Raw genomic sequence first — 19247 nt, forward strand, 5'->3', positions numbered from 1 at the left:
ACTGCTGATGAAGCGTCAGGCCCCCTGCGGGGTCTCCGACTTGGCCTCATCCTTCAGCTTGGGCTGGGCGTCGACACCGGCCTCGCGGCGCTGCGCGGGGGTGATCGGGGTCGGCGCGCCGGTCAGCGGGTCGCCACCGGTGGACGTCTTCGGGAAGGCGATGACGTCGCGGATGGTGTCGTAGCCGCCGAGCAGCGTGACCACCCGGTCCAGACCCAGCGCGATGCCGCCGTGCGGCGGCGGGCCGTAGTTGAAGGCGTCGAGCAGGAAGCCGAACTGCGAGGAGGCCTCCTCCTCGGAGAGCCCGATCGCGTCGAACGCCCGCTTCTGCACGTCCCGCTGGTGGATACGGATCGAACCGCCGCCCAGCTCCGAGCCGTTGAGCACCAGGTCGTAGGCGTTGGACAGGGCGGCGCCCGGGTCGGTGTCGAAGGTCGCCAGCGACTCGGCGGTGGGCGCGGTGAACGGGTGGTGCACCGCGTGCCAGCCCTGGAAGGCGCCCTTGTCGTCCTCGATCGGCTCGAACATCGGGAAGTCGACGACCCAGAGGAAGGCCCACTGGGACTCGTCGATCAGCCCGCAACGGCGGCCGATCTCCAGGCGGGCGGCGCCGAGCAGCTCCTGCGAGGCGGTGCGCTTGCCGGCCGCGAAGAAGATCGCGTCGCCGTTCTTGGCGCCGGCCGCGGCCGCCAGGCCCGCCAGGTGCTCGGCGGAGAGGTTCTTGGCCACCGGGCCGCGCAGCTCGCCGGTCTCGGCGTCGATGACCACGTAGGCCAGGCCGCGGGCGCCGCGCGCCTTGGCCCAGTCCTGCCACGCGTCCAGCGCCTTGCGGGGCTGCGAGGCGCCGCCGGGCATCACCACGGCGCCGACGTACGGCGCCTGGAAGACCCGGAACTCGGTGCCCTTGAAGTACTCGGTCAGGTCGGTGAGCTCCTGGCCGAAGCGGACGTCCGGCTTGTCCGAGCCGTAGCGGGACATGGCGTCCGCGTAGCTCATCCGGGGCAGCGGGTTCGGCAGTTCGTAGCCGTGCACCTCGCGCCAGATCGCCGCGACGATCTTCTCGCCGAGGGCCAGGATGTCCTCCTGGTCGACGAAGGAGGCCTCGATGTCCAGCTGGGTGAACTCCGGCTGCCGGTCGGCGCGGAAGTCCTCGTCGCGGAAGCAGCGGGCGATCTGGTAGTAGCGCTCCATGCCGGCCACCATCAGCAGCTGCTTGAAGAGCTGCGGCGACTGCGGCAGGGCGTACCAGTGGCCGGGCTGCAGTCGGACCGGGACCAGGAAGTCGCGGGCGCCCTCGGGGGTGGAGCGGGTGAGGTACGGCGTCTCGATGTCGAGGAAGTCGTTCTCCTCCATCACCCGGCGGATGATGTTGCTGACCTTGGAGCGCAGCCGCAGCGCGCGGGCCGGGCCCTCGCGGCGCAGGTCCAGGTAGCGGTAGCGGAGCCGGACCTCCTCGTTGACCGTGCCGGGCTCGTACTCGGCGACCTGGAACGGCAGCGGCGCGGCCTCGGAGAGCACCTCGATCTCGCTGACCACGACCTCGACCGCACCGGTCGGGATCTCCGCGTTCTCGTTGCCCTCGGGGCGCACCCGGACGTCGCCGACCACCTTGACGCAGTACTCGGCGCGCAGGCCGTGCACCGAATCCAGGTCGCGGACCACGACCTGCACGGTGCCCGAGGCATCGCGCAGGTCGATGAAGGCCACCCCGCCGTGGTCGCGGCGGCGGGCGACCCAGCCGGCCAGGGTGACGGTCGCTCCGGCGTGCTCCGCGCGGAGCGTGCCCGCGTCGTGCGTGCGGATCACAGCTGCTTCTCCTTCAGGGTGGTGACGAGTGCTTCGAGGGCGACGGCATTCTGCTCGCCGGTGGTCATGTCCTTGAGCTGGACGACCCCTTCGGCCAGGTCGCGGTCGCCCGCGATCAGGGCGAAGCGGGCGCCGGAGCGGTTGGCGGACTTCATGGCGTTCTTGATGCCCTTGACGCCGAAGGCGAGGTCGGTGGCGACGCCGGCCCGGCGCAGCTCGGTCACCTTCGCGAAGAGGACGTTCTTGGCCTCCTCGCCGAGCGCGACCGCGTAGACCGAGGTGGTCGCGGGCACGTCGAGCTCGACGCCCTCGGCCTCCAGCGCGAGGTGGATCCGGTCCACGCCCAGGCCCCAGCCGACCGAGGGCAGCGCGGGGCCGCCGAGCATCTCGGAGAGCCCGTCGTAGCGGCCGCCACCGCCGATCGCGGACTGCGCGCCGAGGCCGCTGTGCACGAACTCGAAGGTGGTGCGGGTGTAGTAGTCCAGGCCGCGGACCAGCTTGGGGTCGTCGACGAAGGCCACGCCGGCGGCGGTGAGCAGCGCGCGGACCTGCTCGTCGTAGGCCTTGCACTCCTCGCAGAGGTAGTCGCGCAGCAGCGGGGCGCCGACCAACTGGGCCTGCACGGCCTCGCGCTTGTCGTCCAGCACCCGCAGCGGGTTGATCTCGGCCCGGCGCCGGGTGTCCTCGTCCAGGTCCAGGCCGAGCAGGAACTCCTGCAGCGCGGCCCGGTAGACCGGGCGGCACTGCTTGTCGCCCAGGCTGTTGAGCAGCAGCTTGTAGTCACGCAGGCCCAGGGACTTGAACGCGTCGTCGGCCAGGATGATCAGCTCGGCGTCCAGCGCCGGGTCCTCGGCGCCCAGCGCCTCGGCGCCGACCTGGGAGAACTGCCGGTAGCGGCCCTTCTGCGGCTGCTCGTAGCGGTAGAAGTTGCCCGAGTACCAGACCTTGACCGGCAGGTTGCCGAGCTTGTGCAGGTTGCCCTCCAGCACCGCGCGGACCACCGAGGCGGTGCCCTCGGGGCGCAGCGCGAGGTCCTCCTTGCCGCGCTTGGTGAGGGTGAACATCTCCTTGGTGACGATGTCGGTGGACTCGCCGACGCCGCGCGAGAAGAGGGCCACGTCCTCGAAGACGGGGGTCTCGATGTAGCCGTAGCCGGCCCGGCGCAGCGGGGCGGCCAGCGCCTGCCGGACCGCCAGGAAGGTCGCGGAGCTGGGCGGCAGCAGGTCGTAGGTGCCCTTGGGGGCGGTGAAGGTGCTCAACTGGTCTTCCGTCACATTCCTCGTCGCACGGCGGCAGGAGCGTCAGCAGCCCCACCGGCTTGCTTGAGGTAGGGGTTCGAGGCTCGCTCGCGGCCGATGGTGGTCTGGTTTCCGTGGCCGGAGAGCACCACGGTGGCGTCGTCGAGGGGCAGGCAGACCCGGGCCAGCGAGCGCATGATCGCGCCGTGGTCGCCGCCGGGCAGGTCCGTGCGCCCGATGGAGCCGGCGAAGAGCAGGTCGCCCGAGAAGAGAACCGGGGGGATCTCCTGGGTGGCGGGCGTCCGGAACGTCACCGACCCCTTGGTATGGCCGGGCGCGTGGTCGACGGTGAGCCTCAGGCCGGCCAGCTCCAGCACCGAGCCGTCGGTCAGCTCGCGCAGGTCGTCCGGCTCGCCGATGGTGAGTTCGCCCATGATCTGCTGCCCGAGCGAGCGGCCGAGCGCCTTCTCCGGGTCGGTCAGCATGTAGCGGTCGTCCGGGTGGATCCAGGCCGGCACGCCCTTGGCGCCGCAGATCGGCATCACCGAGGCGATGTGGTCGATGTGGCCGTGGGTGAGCACCACCGCGACCGGCTTCAGCCCGTGCTCGCGGATCATCGCCTCGACGCCCTCGGTGGCGTCCATCCCCGGGTCGACGATCACGCACTCCTCGCCGGCCGCCGGGGCCACGAGGTAGCAGTTGGTGCCCCAGGCTCCGGCGGGAAATCCGGCGATGAACACGGCAGTCCTTATCGGCTGGTCGGCGGGCGGCTCTCACGGGTCCGCGGATGGGAAGTCTGGGGTGCAGCCTACCGGCGGTACGGCCGCCGTAGCGAACCAGATCCCCCGGTGGCGGGCCGGTTCACCGCGTACTTACCGACGAGGTCCCTACACTTGGCGGCCGGTGGATGCGATGATCCGCCCGACACACATCCCCATCAGCGCGATTGAGGAGACACGGCCGGTGGTCAGCAGCGAACAGCGGCGGCGGCAGCTCGCCCGGGACAAGTACGAGCGGCAGCAGAAGAACCGCGTCGAGGCCGCGGCCAAGGCCAAGCGCCGCAACGCCGTCATCGGCGCGGCGGTCGCCGTGGTGGTGCTGGCGGCCGGCGGCGCCTGGGCCGGCGGCGCCTTCAAGTCCGACAAGAAGAGCAGCAGCACCGCGAACGCGGCGCCGACCCAGCCGGCGGCGGCCTCCGGTGCGCCGAGCGCCCCCGCCAGTCCGGTGGACGTCAAGGGCTGCACGCCTCCGTCCGCGGGCAAGCCCAACGGCAAGCAGTGGAAGACCGAGCCGGCCATGTCGATCGACACCGGCGGCAACTACACCGCGACGCTGAACACCAGCTGCGGCGCGGTGACCCTCCAGTTGGACGCCACCAAGGCCCCGCACACGGTCAACTCCTTCGTGTTCCTGGCCGGTCAGAACTACTTCGACCACACCAAGTGCCACCGGCTGACCACGCAGGGCATCTACGTGCTGCAGTGCGGGGACCCGACCGGCACCGGCTCCGGCAGCCCGGGCTACACCTTCGCCGACGAGAACCTGACCGGCGCCACCTACCCGGCCGGCACCGTCGCGATGGCCAACTCCGGTGCCAACACGAACGGCAGCCAGTTCTTCCTGGTCTACAAGGACTCCCAGCTGCCGCCGAACTACACCCCGTTCGGCAAGATCACCGGCGGCATGGACGTGCTGACCAACATCGCCGGCGGCGGCGAGAACGACGCCAACGGCCCCGGCGACGGTGCTCCGAACGCGAACGTGGTGCTCAACTCCGTGACCGCCGCGAAGGGCTGAGCCCCTCAGGGCCGGTGTCCCGTCCCGCGTCGGGTCCGCCACGGGACGGGACACGGGCCCCCGGGTACCGCCGCGTGAATTTGGCCCGGCCCGGATGCGGACAGCACCGGGCCTGGTCGCCTATGTTGCTGTTGTATAGGGTGCCCTGACCCGCTCGCCGTCACCCGCGGCAGTCGAACCGATCGGGCGGGCAGGGACGGCGGGCCATCGGTCCGCCGCACATCAACTGTGGACGACGGAACCGCACCATCCTCAGCGGTGGGCGACCCGTCATGTGGAGGAGGCGCTGTGAGCAGCGACCCGTGGGGCCGTGTCGACGAGCAGGGGACCGTCTACGTCAGGACCGCCGAGGGCGAACGCGTCGTCGGCTCCTGGCAGGCGGGCTCTCCCGAGGAGGCTCTCGCCTACTTCGAGCGCAAGTACCAGGGCCTGTCGGCCGAGATCGGCCTCCTGGAGCACCGGGTGCGCAAGACCGACCTGGCCGCCAAGGACGCCCAGACGGCGCTGGACCACCTGCGCGCCCAGGTGACCGAGGCGCACGCGGTGGGCGACCTGGCCGCGCTGGCCCAGCGCCTGGAGACCCTGACCGGCGAGATCGAGTCGCGCCAGGTGGAGCGGAAGGCGGCCCGCGCCAAGGCGGCGGACGAGACCCGCACGGCGAAGGAGGCGCTGGTCGCCGAGGCCGAGCAGCTCGCCGAGTCCACCCAGTGGCGGGAGGCCGGCGACCGGCTGCGCGCCCTGGTGGACACCTGGAAGGGCCTGCCGCGACTGGACCGCAAGAGCGACGACGAGCTGTGGCACCGGTTCTCGCACGCCCGGTCGGTCTTCTCCAAGCACCGCAAGGCGCACTTCGCCCAGCTCGACGCCGAGCGGGACCAGGCCCGGGCGGTCAAGGAGCGGCTGGTCGCCGAGGCCGAGGCGCTCTCCAGCTCCACCGAGTGGGGCGACACGGCGGCCCGCTACCGCGACCTGATGGCGCAGTGGAAGGCCGCGGGCCGGGCCCAGCGGGACGCCGAGGACGAGCTGTGGGCGCGGTTCCGCGGCGCCCAGGACGTCTTCTTCCAGGCCCGCTCGGCGATCTTCACCGAGCGGGACGCCGAGCAGGGCGAGAACCAGAAGCTCAAGGAGGCCCTGCTGATCGAGGCCGAGGCGATCCTGCCGATCACCGAGCTGAAGACCGCCAAGGCGGCGCTGCGCGAGGTCAACGAGCGCTGGGAGGCGATCGGCCACGTACCGCGCGACGCCCGGCCGAAGCTGGACGGACGGCTGAACGCCGTGGAGCGCGCCATCCGCGAGGCCGAGGAGGCCGAGTGGCAGCGCTCCAACCCGGAGGCCAAGGCCCGTGCGGCGGGCATGACCGGCCTGCTCCAGGGCGCGGTCGACAAGCTCAGGGCCGACCTGGAGAAGGCCCGCGCGGCCGGCAACGAGGCCAAGGCCAAGAAGCTGGAGGCCGAACTGGCGGGCCGTCAGGAGCTGCTGGACCAGGCGCTCAAGAGCCTGGAGGAGTTCAGCGGCTGACCGTTGGACCCGGAGTACGGGAAGGGCCCCACCGCCTGCGGTGGGGCCCTTCCCGTACTCCCGGACCGGGCGCGCTACTTGCGCGCCGAGGTGACCCGGTAGACGTCGTAGACGCCCTCCACCCCGCGCACCGCCTTGAGCACGTGGCCCAGGTGCTTGGGATCACCCATCTCGAAGGTGAAGCGGCTCATCGCCACCCGGTCGCGCGAGGTCTGCACGGCCGCCGAGAGGATGTTGACGTGCTGGTCGGAGAGCACCCGGGTGACGTCCGAGAGCAGCCGGGAGCGGTCCAGCGCCTCGACCTGGATGGCCACCAGGAAGACCGAGGACTGGGTCGGCGCCCATTCGACCTCGATCATCCGCTCGGGCTGCTGGGTCAGCGAGTCCACGTTGACGCAGTCCGCCCGGTGCACCGAGACGCCGTTGCCACGGGTGATGAAGCCGACGATCGGGTCGCCCGGCACCGGGGTGCAGCAGCGCGAGAGCTTGACCCAGACGTCGTCCACGCCCTTGACGATCACCCCGGGGTCGCCCTTGGCCCGGCGGCGCCGCGCGGCGCGTCCGTCCTGGGTCGGCACCGTGGCGGTCTCGGCGAACTCCTCGGTGGCGCCCTCCTCGCCGCCGAGCGCCTGGACCAGCTTCTGCACGATCGACTGCGCCGAGACGTGGCCCTCACCGATCGCGGCGTAGAGCGAGGAGATGTCCGGGTAGCGCATCTCGTGCGCGAGGGTCACCAGCGAGTCGCCGGTCAGGATCCGCTGGATCGGCAGGCCCTGCTTGCGCATCGCGCGGGCGATGGCCTCCTTGCCCTGCTCGATCGCCTCCTCGCGGCGCTCCTTGGAGAACCAGGCCTTGATCTTGTTGCGGGCCCGCGGCGACTTGACGAAGCCGAGCCAGTCCCGCGAGGGCCCCGCGCCCTCGGCCTTGGAGGTGAAGACCTCCACCAGGTCGCCGTTCTCCAGCGTCGACTCCAGCGGCACCAGGCGCCCGTTCACCCGGGCCCCTATGCAGCGGTACCCGACCTCGGTGTGCACCGCGAAGGCGAAGTCCACCGGGGTGGAACTGGCCGGCAGCGCTATCACGTCGCCCTTGGGCGTGAAGACGAAGACCTCGTTGTTGGAGAGGTCGAAGCGCAGCGACTCCAGGAACTCGCTCGGGTCCTCGGTCTCCTTCTGCCAGTCGAGCAGCTGGCGCAGCCAGGCCATCTCGTTGACCGCGCCGGCCTTGTCGTCCTTGCGGACCTGGTCAGGGGTGTCGGTGCGGACCTTGGAGGCGCCGGCCACCGCGCGCTGCTTGTACTTCCAGTGCGCGGCGATGCCGTACTCGGCGCGGCGGTGCATGTCGAAGGTGCGGATCTGCAGCTCGACCGGCTTGCCGCCGGGGCCGATCACCGTGGTGTGCAGCGACTGGTACATGTTGAACTTGGGCATCGCGATGTAGTCCTTGAACCGGCCGGGGACCGGGTTCCACCGCGCGTGGATGGTGCCGAGCGCCGCGTAGCAGTCGCGGACGGTGTCGACCAGGACCCGGATGCCCACCAGGTCGTAGATCTCGGCGAAGTCGCGCCCTCGGACGATCATCTTCTGGTAGACCGAGTAGTAGTGCTTCGGCCGACCGGTGACCGAGGCCGAGATCCGGGCGCCGCGCAGGTCGCCCTGGACCTGGTCGATCACGGTGGCGAGGTACTCGTCCCGCTTGGGCGCGCGTTCGGCGACCAGGCGCACGATCTCGTCGTACATCTTCGGGTAGAGGATGGCGAAAGCCAGGTCCTCCAGCTCCCACTTGATGGTGTTCATGCCCAGCCGGTGCGCCAGCGGGGCGTAGATCTCCAGCGTCTCGCGGGCCTTCTTCTCCTGCTTCTCCCGCTTGAGGTACCGCATGGTGCGCATGTTGTGCAGGCGGTCGGCGAGCTTGATCACCAGGACCCGGGGGTCCTTGGCCATCGCGACCACCATCTTGCGGACCGTCTCGGCCTGCGCGGCCTCGCCGAACTTGACCTTGTCCAGCTTGGTGACGCCGTCGACCAGCAGCGCGACCGAGTCGCCGAAGTCCTGGCGCAGCGTCTCCAGGCCGTAGTCGGTGTCCTCGACGGTGTCGTGCAGCAGCCCGGCCATCAGGGTCGCGGCGTCCATGCCGAGCTCGGCGAGGATGGTGGCGACCGCGAGCGGGTGGGTGATGTACGGGTCGCCGCTCTTGCGCTTCTGGCCCCGGTGCCAGCGCTCGGCGACCGCGTAGGCGCGCTCGATGTCGCGCAGCAGCGCCGGGTCGGCCTTCGGGTCGCCCGCCCTGATGGTGCGGAAGAGCGGCTCCAGCACGGGGTTGAGCACCGAGGAGCGCTGGCCGCCGAAGCGGGCCAGGCGGGCGCGCATACCGGAGGAGGAGGCCTGGCGCAGGGCGGGCGCCACCGCGCGGGCCAGACCGGAGGCGGGCGGCACCGGCCGGGCGGAGGTGGCCCCCGCGGGCGTGGGCTGCTGGCCGGCCGGCTGGTCGCCGGCCGACTCGCTGCTGGAATCGGCGGCCGTGGGCACTACCTCGTCGGGCAAGGACACTCCTCGGTACGCACCGGATGAACCTTCATCGTACCGAGCGTGACCCGCCGGTGTTCCGCCGCCCGGTCCCTGACATGCCGAGAGCGGTGATCGCGTGTGCGATCACCGCTCTCGACACCGTTCGAGGACCGCCCCGCCAGGGGCGAGGGGTCAGACCGTGACCAGGGTCTCCAGCGGCGCGGCGCCCAGGTGCTCGGCGAGCCGCTCGCGGCCGTCCAGGAAGCCCAGCTCCATCAGCACCACCACGCCGACCAGCTCGGCCCCGGTCCGCTTGACCAGGTCGAGCGAGGCGGCGATGGTGCCGCCGGTGGCCAGCACGTCGTCGACCACCAGCACCCGCTCACCGGGCGCGAAGGCGTCGCACTGCACCTCCAGGGTGGCCGAGCCGTACTCCAGGTCGTAGGACTGCTGGAACACCTCGCCGGGCAGCTTGCCCTTCTTGCGGATCGGCACGAAGCCGAGCCCGGCCGCGAAGGCGGCCGGAGCCGCCAGCACGAAGCCGCGCGCCTCCAGGCCCACCACCTTGGTCGCGCCCAACGCCTCGGCCCGGCCCGCCAGCGCCCGGGTGAGCGCGCCGAACGCCTCGGCGTCGGCCAGCAGCGGGGCGATGTCCTTGAACAGCACCCCGGGCTTCGGGTAGTCGGGCACGTCCTTGATCCGGCTGGTGAGCAGCTCGGTCAAGGCGGTGTCAGCGGTGGTCACGACGAGTCCTTCTCTCGCGGGTGTCCGGTCAGCGCTTGCCGGAGGGGCGGCCCTTGCCACGGGCCCGGCCGACCGGCTGGTTGCGCTGTCCGACCATACCCGCCGCGACGCTGTCGGCCGTGTCCTGCTCGGACTCGCCCTCGGTGTCGGTCGGGCCGGCCGCCGCCTTGGCCTCGGCGGCCTTGGCCTCCGACGCGCGCCGCTGGGCGACCCGCTTGGCCAGCGCCCGCATCTGGGGGGTCTGCTCCTTGAGCTGCGCGAGCAGCGGGGTGGCGACGCAGATCGAGGAGTAGGCACCGGCCGAGAGGCCGACGAAGAGCGCCAGCGAGATGTCGTTCAGGGTGCCGGCACCGAGGATGCCGCCACCGATGAAGAGCAGCGCCGCCACCGGCAGCAGGGCCACCACGGTGGTGTTGATCGAACGGACCAGGGTCTGGTTGAGGCCCGCGTTGGCCGCCTCGCTGTAGGTGAACCTGTTCTGCTTCTCCAGGTTCTTGGTGTTCTCCTTCACGGTGTCGAAGACGACGACCGTGTCGTAGAGCGAGTAACCCAGGATGGTCAGGAAGCCGATCACCGTACCCGGCGAGACCTCGAAGCCGACCAGCGCGTAGACACCGATGGTGATCAGCAGGTCGTGGATCAGGGCGACCAGGGCCGCCACCGCCATCCGCCACTCGAAGGCGATCGCCAGGTAGGCGGTGACCAGGATCATGAAGACGATCAGACCGGTGAGGGCCTTCTCGGAGATCTGCTGGCCCCAGCTCGGGCCGACCACCTGCGCGTTGACCGCGCTCTGGTCGATCCCGAGGTCGCCGGCGAGTTCCTTGACGACCTCGGTGGCGGGCGTCTTGTCGTTGGAGCTGACCTGGATCCGGATCTGACCGTCACCGGTGGCCTGCACCTGCGGGGTCGAGTCACCGACGATCTTGTCGATCGAGGTCTGGGCCTGGCTGATGGTCAGCCCGGACTTCTTGACCGTGTAGACCGAGCCGCCCTTGAAGTCGATGCTCAGGTGCAGCCCGATCACGGTCAGACCGATCAGCGCCGCGGCGGCGATCGCCGCCGAGATGCTGTACCAGATCTTCCGCCGGTTGACGAAGTCGAAGCTGACCTCGCCCTGGTAGAGGCGGTGGCCCAGGTTGCTGAAGCGTGACACGACGTCAGGCCTCCTTGACGGCGGCGGAGGTGGCGGGGCGACGGCGGCCGCCGCGCACCGGCGGGCGGGCGCCCAGACGCTTCGGGTCGAGGCCGGACCACGGGTGGCCGTCCGCGAAGAACTTGCGCCGCGCCAGCAGGGTGATCAGCGGCTTGGTGAAGAGGAAGATCACCACGACGTCGAGCACCGTGGTCAGACCCAGGGTGAACGCGAAGCCCTGGACCTTGCCGACGGAGCAGATGTAGAGCACACCGGCACAGAGCAGCGACACGAAGTCGGAGACCAGGATGGTGCGGCGGGCGCGCGGCCAGGCGCGCTGGACGGCCGGGCGCAGCGGGGCACCCTCGCGGACCTCGTCGCGGATGCGTTCGAAGTACACGATGAAGGAGTCCGCGGTGATACCGATCGCCACGATCGCACCGCAGACCGCCGGCAGGTTCAGCGCGAAGCCGATCCCGGCGCCCAGCAGGCACATGATCGTGTAGGTCAGGATCGCGGAGGTGAGCAGACCGGCGATCGAGACCAGACCCAGGCCGCGGTAGTAGATCAGCGAGTAGAGGACGACCAGCGCCAGGCCGATCGCGCCGGCCAGCAGACCGGCGTGCAGCTGGTCACCGCCCAGCTGCGGGGTGACGGTGGTGATGTCGCTCTGGTTGAAGCTCAGCGGCAGCGCGCCGAAGCTCAGCACGTTGGAGAGGTTGCTGGCGTCGTCCTGGGTGAAGCTGCCGTTGATCACGGCGTTGCCGGTGATCGCCTGGCTGACGTACGGGTGGGAGACCACCTTGCCGTCCAGCACGATGGCGAACTGGTTCATCGGCGACTGCTGGGTGGCCAGCTGGCCGGTGGTGGTGGCGAAGGCCTTGGACCCGCGGTCGTTGAAGCTCAGCTGGACCTCCCAGCCGCCCGCGCTCTGGGTGTCGTAGCCGGCCTGGGCCTTGGAGACGTCCGCGCCGTTGATCGCCACCGGGCCGAGCGCGTACTTGTACCAGACGTTCGACTCCTTGTCGTAGGAGCAGGCGACCGAGTCCTTGGTCGTGTCCGTCTGGTAGTCCAGCCGCTGGGTGGAGTTGGAGCAGTCCAGTCCGGCGAACTGCTGGGCCAGGTCGGCGGGCACGGTGCCCTCGACGGGCTGCGTGGCGGCCGGCGGGGTGGTCGGCACCGGCGGGAGCGCGGAGGACGCGGCGCTGGGCGCGGCACTGCCTGCGGCCGAGGCGCTGGACGCGGCGGACGGGGAGGCGGCGGTGCTCGCGCTGGGGGTCGCGGTCGGGCTCGTGCTCGCGTCGGCGGCCAGCAGGCCCTCGGAGAGAGCGCGGCCGGCCTTGCTGGCACCGGCGCTCGCGCTGGGCGAGCCGCTCGGGCTGCCCGCGGCGCTCGCGCTGGTGCTCGCACCCGCGCTCGGCGAGCCGCTGGCGGCGGCACTCGGGCTGCCGCTGGTGGCGGCACTGGGGCTGCTGGTGACAGGCGGCAGGGGCACACCAGTGGGCGCGAGCGCCAGCACCGGGCGGAAGTACAGCTTGGCCGTGGTACCGACCTGCTGTGCCGCCTGCTGGCTGTTCGTCCCCTTCGGGATGTCAACGATGATGTTGTCGTTGCCCTGGGTCTGAACCTCGGCCTCGGAGACACCGAAGGCGTTGACGCGCTTCTGGATGATCCCGACAGCGATGTTCATATTGGACTGAGTGACCGCTGCCTTGTCCTTCGAGCTGGCCGTCAGCGTGATGCTGGTGCCGCCCGCGAGGTCGATCCCGAGGCGAGGCGTCTTGTGGCCCGTCCCGAACATGAGGGCGACCAGTCCGACGGTGACCACCAGGATGAGGGCCAGAGCCCGCCCCGGATAACCGTCGCGCGGACGCGACTTGGGTGTTGCCACCTTGCTCGTTTCTCCCTGTCCCATGCCGCGGGCTCAGCGTCGCCGGCCCGCGTGAGGGCAGGGGGCGGCGCGAGCTGCGGGCAACCGTGAAGTGGTGGTGCGGACCGTCGTCGTACTACTTGGCCGCGGGCTTCTCGCTGTCGGCCTTCGCCAGGCTGATGCTCTCCTGCGCGTCCTCGTCCTTGAGCACCTCGTCCTCGACGAGTTCGGTGTCGGCGAGCTCGGCATCGAGATCCGCGGCCTCGTCCTCCTCGGGACGGCCGTTGATGATCTCGTCGTACTCCTGCGCGTCGATGACCGCGGCGACCGCGCTCTTGCTGAAGTGGGCCACCACGCCAGGGGCCATCTCGAGCTCCACGGTGCTGTCGTTGACCGCCTTCACCAGGGCGTACATGCCGCCGATGGTGCGCACCGCCGCGCCCGGCTCCATGGTCGACTGCATCTGGCTGGCCTGCTGCTGCCGCTTCTTCTGCGACCGGAACATCAGGAAGACCAAGGCGACCGGGATGACAAAGATGAGGAGAGACACAGCAGAAAGTCCTTTACAAGCCACCCGTGGATGGCCAGTGGCGATGGTCAACCCGCCTGGTGAGACGGGGCGGTCCGGCGAAGTCTAGGAGACCCGCTCTGATCGGACAACGCCAAGCATCGCATCCCGCCGCCAAAGGTGGCGAGTCCCCGACACGCTCAGTCCTCGGCGGTTTGTCCGGACCCCGAATCGACCCGGGATCCGGTACGTGATTCGGCCACTGTTCCGTCCGCTGTTCCGGCGGCCGTTCCGTCCGCCGTTCCGGTCGCGGATTCACCCGCTGGTCCGCCGGCTGGTTCGGCCGCGAAGAACTGCTGCTGCCCCGGCAGCGCCCCGCGACCGGCCGCCAGGTGCGCCGGCGGGGTCAGCCCGAGGTGCTGCCAGGCCGCCGCGGTGGCGACCCGTCCACGTGGGGTGCGAGCCAGCAGGCCCTCCCTGACCAGGAAGGGCTCGGCCACCTCCTCGACCGTCTCGGCCTCCTCCCCCACCGCGACCGCCAGGGTCGACAGGCCCACCGGACCTCCGCCGAAGAGCCGCAGCAGCGCGTTCAGCACCGCCCGGTCCAAGCGGTCCAGCCCCCGTGCGTCCACCTCGTAGACCGCCAGCGCCCGGGCGGCGATCTCCTGGGTGACCTGGCCGTCGTGCTCGACCTGGGCGTAGTCGCGCACCCGGCGCAGCAACCGGTTGGCGATCCGCGGGGTGCCCCGGGAGCGGCCCGCGATCTCGGCGGCGCCGCGCGGGTCGATCGCCACGTCGAGCAGCGCGGCCGAGCGGTGCACCACCCGCTCCAGCTCGGCCGGGGCGTAGAACTCCATGTGCCCGGTGAAGCCGAAGCGGTCGCGCAGCGGCGGCGGCAGCAGGCCGGCCCTGGTCGTCGCGCCGACCAGGGTGAACGGCGGCAGCTCCAGCGGGATCGCGGTGGCGCCAGGGCCCTTGCCGACGATGACGTCGACCCGGTAGTCCTCCATCGCCATGTAGAGCATCTCCTCGGCGGGGCGCGACATCCGGTGGATCTCGTCGAGGAAGAGCACCTCGCCCTCGGTCAGCGAGGAGAGGATCGCCGCCAGGTCGCCGGCGTGCTGGATGGCCGGCCCCGAGGTGATCCGGATCGGCGCGTTCAGCTCGGCCGCGATAATCATCGACAAGGTCGTCTTGCCGAGCCCGGGCGGGCCGCTGAGCAGCACGTGGTCGGGCGCGGCACCGCGCTTGCGGGCGGCCCGCAGCACCAGCGAGAGCTGCTCGCGCACCCGCTCCTGGCCGATGAACTCATCCAGCAGCTTGGGGCGCAGCGCCGCCTCCACCGCCTGGTCCGCCTCGTCGGCGGCTGCCGCCACCAGGCGGTCGGCGGGGTCGGAGTCGTAGGGACTCATCAGGGCTGGCTCCAAGTCGACAAGTTGATGAGGTGTCAGGTCGGTCTGCCAGATCGGTCTGCCAGATCGTTCTGTCAGATCGTTCTGGCAGCCGTGGCCGTGCTACCGGGTCCGGTTGAGGGTCCGCAGCGCCGCCTTGAGCAGCGCGCCCACATCGGCGGTGGCCTGCGCCTCCGCCTGCGGGGTGACCGCGGCGACCGCGTCCTCGGCCTCGCGCGGCGCGTAGCCCAGGCCGACCAGGGCGGCGTGCAGTTGCTCGCTCCACGGCGCCGGACCGGCGGCGAGCGGCTTCTGCGCGGGGACGGCGCCGAGCGGGGCGCCCAGCTTGTTCTTGTACTCCAGCAGCAGCTTGGCCGCCCGGGCCTTGCCGATCCCCGGCACCTGGATCAGCGCCTTCTCGTCCCCGCCGGCCACGGCCAGCCGCAGCGCGTCGGGGCTGTGCACGGCCAGCATCGCCTGCGCCACCCGCGGGCCGACCCCGGGCGCGGCCTGCAGGATCTCGAAGGTGGCCCGCTCGTCCTCGTCCGCGAAGCCGTAGAGGGTGAGCGAGTCCTCCCGGACCACCAGCGAGGTGGCCAGCCGGGCCGGCTCCCCCAGGCGCAGCGCGGCCAGCGTGTTGGGCGTGCACTGCACGGCCATGCCGACGCCGCCGACCTCGACGACGGCGCACCCGGCGGCGATGGCCGCCACCGGCCCTTGGACGAAGGCGATCACGGGCGGTACTCCTTGCGGGCGGCAGTACTTGCGGCAGTACTTGCGGCGGTACTTGCGGCGGTACGGGCAGTGGTGTGAGCGGCGGCAACGGCGGCGCTGCTGGCGGTGTTGGCGCGGGCGAGCGCGGCGGCGATCTTGTCGGTGGCCGTCCCGCGCCAGATGTGGCAGATCGCCAGCGCCAGCGCGTCGGCGGCGTCGGCGGGCTTGGGCGGCGCGTCCAGCCGCAGCAGCCTGGTCACCATCGCGGTGACCTGGGCCTTGTCGGCCCGGCCCGAGCCGGTGACGGCGGCCTTGACCTCACTGGGGGTGTGCAGCACCACCGGCAGGCCGCGCCGGGCGGCGCAGAGCATGGTGACCGCGCTGGCCTGCGCCGTCCCCATCACGGTGCTCACGTTGTGCTGGGCGAAGACCCGCTCGATGGCGACGATGTCGGGCCGGTACTCGTCCAGCCAGGTCTCCACCCCGTCCTCGATCGCCAACAGGCGGCGCGGCACCTCCTCCTCGGCCGGGGTGCGCAGCACGCCGACCCCGAGCATGCGCAGCGGCCGGCCCGGCGCGCCGTCGACCACGCCGACGCCGCACCTGGTCAACCCAGGGTCCACACCCAGCACCCGCACGCTCCCACCCTTCGTCAGTCGCGCCGGCTCAGGCCCGACAAGGCCCGATCAGACCCAGTCAGACCCTAGTGCCCGGCTCGGACAGCGCGGACAACGACACCGGCCCGGCGGTCCAGGGGACCACCGGGCCGGGGGACGGCTCAGCTCACTCGGCGTCGAGCTGCGCGCCCACCTCGTCGGAGATGTCGAAGTTGGCGAAGACGTTCTGCACGTCGTCGCTGTCCTCCAGCGCGTCGATCAGCTTGAGGATCTTGCGGGCGCCGTCCACGTCCAGCTCGACCTGCATGCTGGGCACGAAGTTGGCGTCGGCCGAGTCGTAGTCGACGCCGGCGTCCACCAGCGCGCTGCGCACCGCGACCAGGTCGGTGGCCTCGGAGAGCACCTCCAGGGACTCACCGAGGTCGTTGACCTCCTCGACGTCGAGGCCGGCCTCCAGGACGACCTCCAGGACCCGGTCCTCGTCGACCCCGTCACCCTTGGGGACGACCACCACGCCCTTGCGGTTGAACAGGTACGACACCGAGCCCGGGTCGGCCATCGAGCCGCCGTTGCGGGTCATCGCGACCCGCACGTCGGAGGCGGCGCGGTTGCGGTTGTCGGTGAGGCACTCGATCAGCACCGCGACACCGTTGGGGCCGTAGCCCTCGTACATGATCGTCTGGTAGTCGGCCCCGCCGGCCTCCAGGCCGCCGCCGCGCTTGACGGCGCGGTTGATGTTGTCGATCGGGACCGAGCTCTTCTTGGCCTTCTGGATGGCGTCGTAGAGCGTCGGGTTGCCGGCCGGGTCGGGCCCGCCGGTCTTCGCCGCCACCTCGATGTTCTTGATCATCTTGGCGAAGAGCTTGCCGCGCTTGGCGTCGATCACGGCCTTCTTGTGCTTGGTGGTAGCCCACTTAGAGTGGCCGGACATCACCAGCTCCTTTACGTCGCCAAAGGGAAATGAAACAGGGGAGATCCTACCGGTGTCGGAACGGCGCGCCTGGCACCGGTCAGGCGCCCGCGGTTTCGAGCGCCTGCTCGACCATCCGCACGAAGAGGGCGTGCACCCGGTGGTCACCCGTCAGCTCGGGGTGGAACGAGGTGGCGAGCAGGTTGCCCTGGCGCACCGCCACGATCCGGCTCTCCGCACCGTCGGCGGCCGGGAGTTCGGCCAGCACCTCGACGCCGGCACCCACCGACTCGACCCAGGGCGCCCGGATGAAGACCCCGTGCACCGGCTCGCCCTCGAAGCCCTGGAAGTCGATCGCGGACTCGAAGGACTCGTTCTGCCGGCCGAAGGCGTTGCGGCGCACCGTCATGTCGATGCCGCCGACGCTCTGCTGGTCGTCGCGGCCGTCCAGGATCTTCTCGGCCAGCATGATCATGCCCGCGCAGGAGCCGTAGACCGGCAGACCCGCCGCCACCCGCTCGCGCAACGGCTCCATCAGGCCGAAGGCCAGCGCCAGGTTGGACATCGTGGTCGACTCGCCGCCGGGTATGACCAGGGCGTCGACCTCGGCCAGCTCCTCGGGCCGGCGCACCGGGCGGGCCAGGGCGTCCGCCTCGGCGAGCGCGATCAGGTGCTCGCGGACATCGCCCTGCAGGGCCAGGACGCCGATCACGGGGGTGCTGGTGGACACGGTGGCATTCCTCTTTACGTTACGTCGCGGGCGGACACACACGGAGCGGCCCGCCGCACCCACGAGCGCGCGGCGGGCCGGAGGGCGCGGGCTGCTACCAGCCGCGGTTGGCGTAGCGCTCGGTCTCGGGCAGGGTGTCGCAGTTGATGCCGACCATGGCCTCGCCCAGGCCGCGGGAGACGTCCGCGATGATCTTCGGGTCGTCGTAGAAGGTGGTCGCCTTCACCACGGCGGCGGCGCGCTTGGCCGGGTCGCCGGACTTGAAGATGCCGGAGCCGACGAAGACGCCCTCGGCGCCCAGCTGCATCATCAGCGCGGCGTCGGCCGGGGTGGCCACGCCACCGGCGGAGAACAGCACGACCGGGAGCTTGCCCAGCTGCGCGACCTCCTTGACCAGCTCGTACGGGGCCTGCAGGTTCTTGGCCGCGACGTACAGCTCGTTCTCGTCCAGAGTGGCCAGGCGGCGGATGTCACCGTTGATCTGGCGCATGTGGCGCACGGCCTCGACCACATTGCCGGTGCCGGCCTCGCCCTTGGAGCGGATCATGGCCGCACCCTCGGCGATCCGGCGCAGCGCCTCGCCCAGGTTGGTGGCACCGCAGACGAAGGGGGTGGTGAAGGCCCACTTGTCGGAGTGGTTGACCTCGTCGGCCGGGGTGAGCACCTCGGACTCGTCGATGTAGTCGACACCGAGCGCCTGCAGGACCTGGGCCTCGACGAAGTGGCCGATCCGGGACTTGGCCATGACCGGGATGGAGACGGCGTTGATGATGCCGTCGATCATGTCGGGGTCGGACATCCGGGCCACGCCGCCGTCCTTGCGGATGTCCGCGGGGACCCGCTCGAGGGCCATGACCGCGACGGCACCCGCGTCCTCGGCGATCTTGGCCTGCTCGGCGTTGACCACGTCCATGATCACACCGCCCTTGAGCTGCTCGGCCATGCCGCGCTTGACCCGGGCGGTACCGATCTGCGGCTGGTCGGCGGAAGCGGGAGTGCTGGTGGACACGTGAGACCTCACTCGAAGACGAATCGGTGTGCTATCGCCCCATGGTAGGCCGTTCGGGTACCTGATCGATGCGCCACCAAGTCCAGCCAGGCCAAATCGATACGCCAAACAGGCCGTAGGTCCCGGCCTTCGGGAGCGGCTACGGTACCGCCCGAAGCGGCCGCGCTAGGCCGGAGAGCCTTGCGGCACCAGGGCCGCCGGCGCCTCGTCGTCCATCTCGAAGGCCAGCGGGAACGGTGCCCGCCCGGCCAGTCGGAAGTAGCGCACCAGCCGGTGCGTGCGCACCGCGCGAGCCGCGCGCACCGCGTCGTTGTGGAACCGGCGGGCCATCGGCACCCGGCGCACCGCCGAGGTGAGGTCGCGCACCGCGTCCTCGCCGCCGGGCGCCGCCCGCAGCTCGGCCAGCTGCTCCGGCTCGGCGAAGACCGCGCGCAACGCCTGGCTCAGCTCGCTCTCCGCGACCTCGCGGTGCTCCTCGTCGGCCTGCCGGGCGGCGTGCGAGGCCTCGTAGAGCACCATCGAGGTGGCGGGGTCGAGCAGCGAGGAGGTGGCGAGCTCCTGCGCCACCGAGGCGCGGCGCAGCAGCTGCGCGTCCAGGGCGGCGCGGGCGGCGTCGATCCGCGCGTGCAGCCGGTCCAGCCGGCCCGCGGTCCAGCTGAGGTAGACCGCGAAGAGCACCACGGCCACCGCGGCCCAGATCCAGGTAGTCACGAGGCGCAACGCTACCGGCCCGCGGCGCCCGCTCCGGTCGGC

General features: G+C 71.2%; 16 protein-coding genes and 1 pseudogene. 2 read left to right on the plus strand and 15 right to left on the minus strand.

All coding sequences use genetic code 11. From position 1 onward, the window contains the following. Positions 1 to 15: 15 nt before the first annotated feature. From aspS to OG455_RS06290, 3 genes are read right to left on the minus strand one after another with little or no spacing between them, the layout of a single operon-like run. Positions 16 to 1806, minus strand: a complete 1791-nt coding sequence (gene aspS, locus OG455_RS06280) for an aspartate--tRNA ligase (RefSeq protein WP_266291076.1) — start codon at positions 1804 to 1806, stop codon at positions 16 to 18. After that, on the minus strand, positions 1803 to 3065 hold the full coding sequence (hisS, locus tag OG455_RS06285; RefSeq protein WP_266291078.1) for a histidine--tRNA ligase: 1263 nt from the start codon (positions 3063 to 3065) through the stop codon (positions 1803 to 1805). Before hisS ends, aspS begins: the two co-directional genes overlap by 4 nt. An 11-nt stretch (positions 3066 to 3076) precedes the next feature. Further along, positions 3077 to 3784: an MBL fold metallo-hydrolase gene (locus OG455_RS06290; RefSeq protein WP_266291080.1), complete on the minus strand. Its 708-nt coding sequence runs from the start codon at positions 3782 to 3784 to the stop codon at positions 3077 to 3079. A 223-nt stretch (positions 3785 to 4007) separates the two neighbouring features. Here OG455_RS06290 and OG455_RS06295 point away from each other — a divergent pair, with 223 nt between their 5' ends. Both OG455_RS06295 and OG455_RS06300 read left to right on the plus strand, forming a co-directional pair. Continuing rightward, on the plus strand, positions 4008 to 4841 hold the full coding sequence (locus OG455_RS06295; protein ID WP_266291082.1) for a peptidylprolyl isomerase: 834 nt from the start codon (positions 4008 to 4010) through the stop codon (positions 4839 to 4841). A gap of 288 nt (positions 4842 to 5129) precedes the next feature. After that, positions 5130 to 6359 (plus strand): DUF349 domain-containing protein, encoded by a 1230-nt coding sequence (locus OG455_RS06300; RefSeq protein WP_266291084.1) that lies wholly within the window; start codon positions 5130 to 5132, stop codon positions 6357 to 6359. A gap of 74 nt (positions 6360 to 6433) precedes the next feature. Here the strand turns inward: OG455_RS06300 and OG455_RS06305 are convergent, their stop codons facing one another. The 12 genes and pseudogenes from OG455_RS06305 to OG455_RS06360 form a co-directional block, all read right to left on the minus strand. Then, complete coding sequence (locus OG455_RS06305; RefSeq protein ID WP_266291086.1) at positions 6434 to 8902, minus strand: bifunctional (p)ppGpp synthetase/guanosine-3',5'-bis(diphosphate) 3'-pyrophosphohydrolase; 2469 nt, start codon at positions 8900 to 8902, stop codon at positions 6434 to 6436. Between the two features lie 156 nt (positions 8903 to 9058). Continuing rightward, positions 9059 to 9610, minus strand: a complete 552-nt coding sequence (locus OG455_RS06310; protein WP_266291088.1) for an adenine phosphoribosyltransferase — start codon at positions 9608 to 9610, stop codon at positions 9059 to 9061. 28 nt (positions 9611 to 9638) lie between these two features. Beyond that, positions 9639 to 10766: a protein translocase subunit SecF gene (secF, locus tag OG455_RS06315; protein WP_266291090.1), complete on the minus strand. Its 1128-nt coding sequence runs from the start codon at positions 10764 to 10766 to the stop codon at positions 9639 to 9641. Positions 10767 to 10770: 4 nt separating this feature from the next. Further along, entirely contained in the window at positions 10771 to 12546 is a 1776-nt protein-coding gene (secD, locus tag OG455_RS06320) for a protein translocase subunit SecD (protein WP_266300673.1), read from the minus strand. Between the two features lie 205 nt (positions 12547 to 12751). Continuing rightward, on the minus strand, positions 12752 to 13165 hold the full coding sequence (gene yajC / locus OG455_RS06325; RefSeq protein WP_266291092.1) for a preprotein translocase subunit YajC: 414 nt from the start codon (positions 13163 to 13165) through the stop codon (positions 12752 to 12754). 356 nt (positions 13166 to 13521) lie between these two features. After that, positions 13522 to 14535: pseudogene (gene ruvB, locus OG455_RS06330) on the minus strand (Holliday junction branch migration DNA helicase RuvB); the annotation flags it as partial. 102 nt (positions 14536 to 14637) lie between these two features. Continuing rightward, the gene (gene ruvA / locus OG455_RS06335) at positions 14638 to 15249 is read right to left on the minus strand and encodes a Holliday junction branch migration protein RuvA (RefSeq protein WP_266291094.1); all 612 of its coding nucleotides are present in this window, start codon (positions 15247 to 15249) and stop codon (positions 14638 to 14640) included. Beyond that, complete coding sequence (gene ruvC, locus OG455_RS06340) at positions 15246 to 15866, minus strand: crossover junction endodeoxyribonuclease RuvC (RefSeq protein ID WP_266291096.1); 621 nt, start codon at positions 15864 to 15866, stop codon at positions 15246 to 15248. The genes ruvA and ruvC overlap by 4 nt, the downstream gene beginning before the upstream one ends. Before the next feature lie 145 nt (positions 15867 to 16011). Further along, positions 16012 to 16776, minus strand: coding sequence for a YebC/PmpR family DNA-binding transcriptional regulator (locus OG455_RS06345; RefSeq protein WP_266291098.1), 765 nt, complete (start codon positions 16774 to 16776; stop codon positions 16012 to 16014). Positions 16777 to 16855: 79 nt separating this feature from the next. Beyond that, positions 16856 to 17485 carry a pyridoxal 5'-phosphate synthase glutaminase subunit PdxT gene (pdxT, locus tag OG455_RS06350; RefSeq protein WP_266291100.1) on the minus strand — a complete coding sequence of 210 codons (630 nt, stop codon included), beginning with the start codon at positions 17483 to 17485 and terminating at the stop codon, positions 16856 to 16858. Positions 17486 to 17579: 94 nt separating this feature from the next. Then, positions 17580 to 18494, minus strand: coding sequence for a pyridoxal 5'-phosphate synthase lyase subunit PdxS (gene pdxS, locus OG455_RS06355; RefSeq protein WP_266291102.1), 915 nt, complete (start codon positions 18492 to 18494; stop codon positions 17580 to 17582). A gap of 165 nt (positions 18495 to 18659) precedes the next feature. Then, positions 18660 to 19205, minus strand: coding sequence for a hypothetical protein (locus OG455_RS06360; protein ID WP_266291104.1), 546 nt, complete (start codon positions 19203 to 19205; stop codon positions 18660 to 18662). Between the last annotated feature and the right edge of the window lie 42 nt (positions 19206 to 19247).

Source organism: Kitasatospora sp. NBC_01287 (assembly GCF_026340565.1).
In the GTDB taxonomy this organism is placed as follows: domain Bacteria; phylum Actinomycetota; class Actinomycetes; order Streptomycetales; family Streptomycetaceae; genus Kitasatospora.